This is a genomic window from Methanosaeta sp. UBA458 (assembly GCF_002496085.1).
Taxonomy (GTDB): Archaea; Halobacteriota; Methanosarcinia; order Methanotrichales; family Methanotrichaceae; genus Methanothrix; species Methanothrix soehngenii.
Window position 1 is genome coordinate 1 of the sequence record NZ_DAIK01000063.1, and the last position, 4,975, is coordinate 4,975.

3 protein-coding genes and 2 pseudogenes are annotated in these 4,975 nt (G+C 47.2%); 2 read left to right on the top strand and 3 right to left on the bottom strand.

Going from position 1 to position 4,975, the window contains the following annotated elements:
- A pseudogene (locus BP822_RS04255) lies at positions 1-206 on the bottom strand (lysine--tRNA ligase); the annotation flags it as partial.
- A gap of 106 nt (positions 207-312) precedes the next feature.
- On the opposite strand from BP822_RS04255, the gene BP822_RS04260 reads away from it, so the two are divergent.
- Entirely contained in the window at positions 313-762 is a 450-nt protein-coding gene (locus tag BP822_RS04260) for a deoxycytidylate deaminase (RefSeq protein WP_286877797.1), read from the top strand.
- Between the two features lie 38 nt (positions 763-800).
- Here the strand turns inward: BP822_RS04260 and BP822_RS04265 are convergent, their stop codons facing one another.
- Together BP822_RS04265 and BP822_RS12940 are read right to left on the bottom strand one after the other, a co-directional pair.
- Entirely contained in the window at positions 801-1,523 is a 723-nt protein-coding gene (locus BP822_RS04265; RefSeq protein WP_286877798.1) for a hypothetical protein, read from the bottom strand.
- 133 nt (positions 1,524-1,656) lie between these two features.
- Positions 1,657-2,460 (bottom strand): annotated as a pseudogene (locus tag BP822_RS12940) (transposase).
- A gap of 733 nt (positions 2,461-3,193) precedes the next feature.
- Here BP822_RS12940 and cdhC point away from each other — a divergent pair.
- Positions 3,194-4,603: a CO dehydrogenase/CO-methylating acetyl-CoA synthase complex subunit beta gene (cdhC, locus tag BP822_RS04280; protein WP_013719557.1), complete on the top strand. Its 1,410-nt coding sequence runs from the start codon at positions 3,194-3,196 to the stop codon at positions 4,601-4,603.
- The last annotated feature ends 372 nt before the right edge of the window (positions 4,604-4,975 follow it).

A 4,975-nucleotide genomic window follows, 5' to 3' on the forward strand; every position in this document is an offset into this window, starting at 1 on the left:
CGCAGCCGGTCGAAGGTGTCGGCGATGTAGATCAGACGCGCTTGTACCCCTCTGTCCAGGAGAGCGCGATAGACGGCCTCTGCGGTCATGACCTCGCGCATGTTGCCGATGTGAACCGGTCCGGAGGGGGTAATGCCGGTGGCGATGGTATGGGGGCCAGAGCCTTCCAGCTTCTCGGCGATGACATCCGCCCAGTGAATAGACATGTTCCGCAATCGATGCAAGGAGGAGATATTAAGCTTCCGTTGTCATCCACTGAGGGCCAGAAGTCTCATAGAGAGCTTATTAAGCAAGAGGGCAGCTATCCAGCTGATGCCCTCTATCGAACGTCCCGGCCTGGATGAGTACTTTATGGAGATAGCCATAGTGGTGGCCAAGCGCTCCACCTGTCTGCGTAACCAGATGGGAGCTCTCTTTGTGAAGAACAAGAGGATCCTGACCACGGGGTATAACGGCGCGCCTGCGGGTCTCGAGCACTGCGATGTGGTGGGCTGCGCCCGGGAAGGTGTCCCGAGCGGCACCCGTCACGAATTATGCCGGGCGGTGCATGCCGAGCAGAACGCCATCATCCAGGCGGCAATGCACGGCATCTCCATCGAGGGAGCGACGCTCTACTGCACCCACCAGCCTTGCATCCTCTGCGCCAAGATGATGATCAACGCCCGGGTGGCCAAGGTGGTCTACCTGCACTGCTACCCCGACCAGACTGCACTGGATTTTCTGGAGCAGGCGGGAATTGAGGTGGTGAGGGTGGAGGAATAAGTCTTGATATGAAGCATTCGAGCTATCAGAGAAAACAACTAAACCCCACCTCCCACAACTGACAATTTTTCCTGCATTTCCGGAGTCAATTGCTTGACAAGCTCTGCATTGTACGAACCAGTGGGCATTGGATCTGGTGTCATGTTGAATATCTGCCTAGTTGCTGCAGCATAAGAACGCGATATTGCAGCAAGCGACCCGTCTTTGACTGCCGGATCAACGTCGGTCGCAAAGATTGAAACAGTATTGTCGCTGTTGCGGACAATCTCGAAAGTGCGCAGCTGCTGAGGGAAATCCCTTAATGACGCGGTTTCAACCTCCCAAAAGCCGAGTTCAGGACGGGCAGCATCCGGTGATTTTAGTGCGGTAACGATATTGAGATGACGATGTCCCGCGATCCACAGGATGAGATTCGGATATTCATGGAGTTTGGAAATCAGCTGCGCTTCGGATATTGGAGCTGCTGGGTTCCACCCCATCATTGAATCTGCCTGTTCGACGCTTATAGGTATGTGAGCTGCGATGATCATGAGCTTGCCTTCAGCCTGACCCTTATCAAGTTCTTTTACAAGCCAGTCATATCGTTCGTTGTCGAGAGAGGCATGTCCATAGCCGAGAGAATCTGGGTTGTTGAGATCATCATCCCTTTGGGTATCGTCAAGAACGATAACCTTGATCGGTATATTCGACTTCGGCTCGAAAGTATAGCAGGCGAATCCCGTCCTTACATTAGAGGGCTTCGATTTATCCTCTGTTAACACAGGTTTAAATTCTCGCGTTAATATTTTCAATCTTTATAGTCCAAATTCTTCATGATTTTGCTCCAATTTGTCTTCATGGTCGCAATTTAGCTCATTTTCTTCCATTCTTTTACATGTTTTTAGATGGCCTCCGCTAGGTTAGAGGTTTGTTTGCCAAATGTCTCAACTGTACCAGGTTATAAACGAATGCGCTCATCATGAATTTCATCCCTGCCCTGGCAACGGTAGTCACAAGGACATGTCCTGCCTTATGGGCTCGTTTCATAACCGCAAAACACCTTTCGATATGTGACCGCTTCTTGCTGATTCTCTTGTTTCTAAGGATGTCTCTGATTCCTAACTTGTGCCCCCTGGTAGCTTTCTTTATAGCCGAAGAAACTCTTGACGCCCTTTTTTTGCCCAGCTTCCTTCATTTGTTGGCTCCTCATCAGATCTTGTTGGTTTGGCCTGGCTATTAATAATATTAATAGAAATATCAAGTAAGACTTTATCAAACTTATGTTATAAAAGTCGCGTCCTGAATAGAGCCCTCTTTTACAGCATACCCTTTCTCTTCCATCTGCCTTTGAAGCTCCTTCCAAAGGTCCTTGGATTTGCCGCTCTTAATCAAACGCTCGCGAAATAGCCAAACAGTACTGAAATCGGGAACCGCCTCAGTAGTGCCAAGGAAGATTCGAAAAGAGATCCTATCGGCAACTTGTCGTTCTAATTCGGGATCTGATAAGCCAAACCAACGCTGGAGTACGAGCAGCTTTATCATTATCACAATATCGATATTGGGACGGCCTCCTAGACTGGTTTTATTCTTATACATCAAGGGCTCTAGAAACCTGAAACGCTCCCAATCGACTTGCGATCCGATATCGCACAGATCGTCTCCGAGTGCTTTAATCCGAGCATATTCTGCTCTAACGGCAAAATCAATGAGGGTCCTCATACATATTATATTATAGTATCAATAGTATATAAATATTTCGATTGATTAGTTTTTCGAAATCCTCATATGTCAGCTTGGCTGCATAATTGAGACCGAGAGCGTCTGCGTTCCCTTTATTATCAGTGTCTGTTAGAATGTACCAGACTTTTCGGCCATCTTTCATCTGGCCCTGATAAAGCGGCAGAGTTATCGTGCCAGCATCTAGATCGATCATGCCTGATCTCAACAGTTGATAGGGGCCCACGAGTTCACGCTGAACTGTTGAGGGAGCAGTCCAAAGTAAGTTAGGGGAACATCTGCACCAATCGATGCCGGTGCTGGGGCTATACTATCCGATTCGATAGCAACTCCTACTGATTTCTGTGCAAAGGTATTAGCGCTTAAAAACAGTATAGTTGCTAATGCTAGAACAACATAGATGCGTAGGTTCATTTAGTCTGACTCCTTTATCTTTTTAAGATCTGTTTATCTGTAATTGCATTCCAGGAAAAAAGTCGGAATTTCCAGATCAATATAATGAGTTCCTTAAAGATATTAAAAGGTTTCCTCTATGAATTTCAAGGTTATAAATATATACAAAATCCAATCTGGTATATTTTCATAACGCTAAAGTATATATGTATAACCGAGATAATTAGTCATGTGCAAAAGAATTGTGCGCGAGAAATAAAACGCGCCAGTGATCGAAGGCCAGCGGAATTCGTGTAAAGTTAGCTCTAAGAGGTAAAAGATAATGACCGCAGAAGTTAAGTTGGATATTTCCCCCATGTATGAAGGGGAACGCATCAGGAAAGAGGACCTGTGGGTGGAGATGGGCGGCCCGAAAGCAGATGGATTCGAGCTAAGCATAGCAACACTTATGGATCAGATCGAGGATGGAAAGGTGAATATCATCGGTCCCGACCTCAAAGATATCAAAGAGGGCTCAACCATACCCTTCGGAATGAGCTTCAAGGTTGGCGGTGAGAAGGTCGAGAAGGACCTGGAATCAATCATCGAGAGGCGCAATCATTCCCTTCTCTCTTATATCAGCGGCTTAATGCACCTGAATCAAAGGTACGACATCTGGATGAGACTGGGCAAAAGTTTGCAGAAGAAGGGTGTGACCTCGTGGGAACAGATATTCAAACCGGTCATCGAGCTGTACAAGGCTGAGATGCCCTTCATAGAGAAAATGGAGGTCACGGTGGTTACCGATCCAGCAAAGGTGAAAGAGGAACTTGCCAGTGCCATGACCATCTACAAGGCTCGTGATGAACGCGCCAAGGGGCTGCACGATGAGGATGTCGATGTATTCTATGGATGCACTCTTTGCCAAGCATTTGCTCCTACAAGCTCATGTGTAGTAACTCCTGATAGGCCATCCCTATGTGGTGCTATCACCTGGTTCGATGGACGCGCTGCGGCCAAGGTAGATCCAGAAGGACCCCAATTTCCGATACCTAAAACAGGGCTTAAGGACGCAATTGCTGGTGAGTATGAAAGCGTCAACGAGGCAGCTGCAAAGAGATCTGGTGGTGAGTATAATATCATGAAGCTATATACCTTCTTCGACGCCCCTCATACCTCCTGCGGATGCTTCGAGACCATAGGTTTCTACATACCTGAGGTTGACGGCATAGGATTAGCGGATCGTGATTTCAAAGGCTCAGCTCCCAACGGATTGCCTTTCTCGACCATGGCAGGACAGACTGGCGGCGGCAAGCAGGTTGTGGGATTCCTGGGGATAGGCATTCTGTACTACTTCTCATCTAAGTTCTTGCAGGCAGATGGCGGCTGGAGAAGGATCGTATGGATGTCCAAGAATCTCAAGGAGAGAGTAAAGGAAGGAATTCCAGAGGAGATATATAGCAAGATCGCTACTGAAGAGGATGCTAGAGATATCTCCTCCCTCAAAGAGTTCCTACTCGAGGTCGACCATCCGGTCGTAGAAGGTGTTGTGAGACCTGTCGATGACAAGAAGATTACTGAAGGGTGGAAGTTAGAGGAAGTCACCGATGAGGATAAGCAAAGGGTCATCTCATTCATCGAGGAAACCGGGGGAGAGTTCACGTCCTCAGATATACGTTCCAAGCTAAGACTGAGTGAAGGACAACTGATGCAAGTAGTCGAGGTATTGCAGGAAGAAGGCATTCTAGAATGACCCTGAATTGCAGAGGAAGAAATGCTTAACCGAAACTGAAGTTAGAGAGGCTGCAATTTATTGCAGCCTCCTTTGGCCCTAGTTTCAATAACAATGAGCTTTTAGCTGGCTATGTCGTCGAATGTCGTCGGTTTTCAGAAAAACTAACCGAGTGTGATCAAAGGGTTTACTATGTATAAAGTAGTCGGATTGGACGGGAACGAAGTGATAAATGCTGAAAGCTTCTGCGAAGCTTTAAAGTTTTTTCATGAACATTGCATTAGGCCTATCGCTCAAGGTAAAACATTCCGAAACTCAGAAACAACGTGTTACATTGAAGCAAAAGGGGGAAACAGCAAATGCTCGCATGTATCCCACATCCCGCATGTCTCT

Coding starts and splice junctions, on each gene's coding strand:
- BP822_RS04260 (WP_286877797.1), top strand. CDS start 313: ATGCCCTCTATCGAACGTCCCGGCCTGGATGAGTACTTTATGGAGATA.
- cdhC (WP_013719557.1), top strand. CDS start 3,194: ATGACCGCAGAAGTTAAGTTGGATATTTCCCCCATGTATGAAGGGGAA.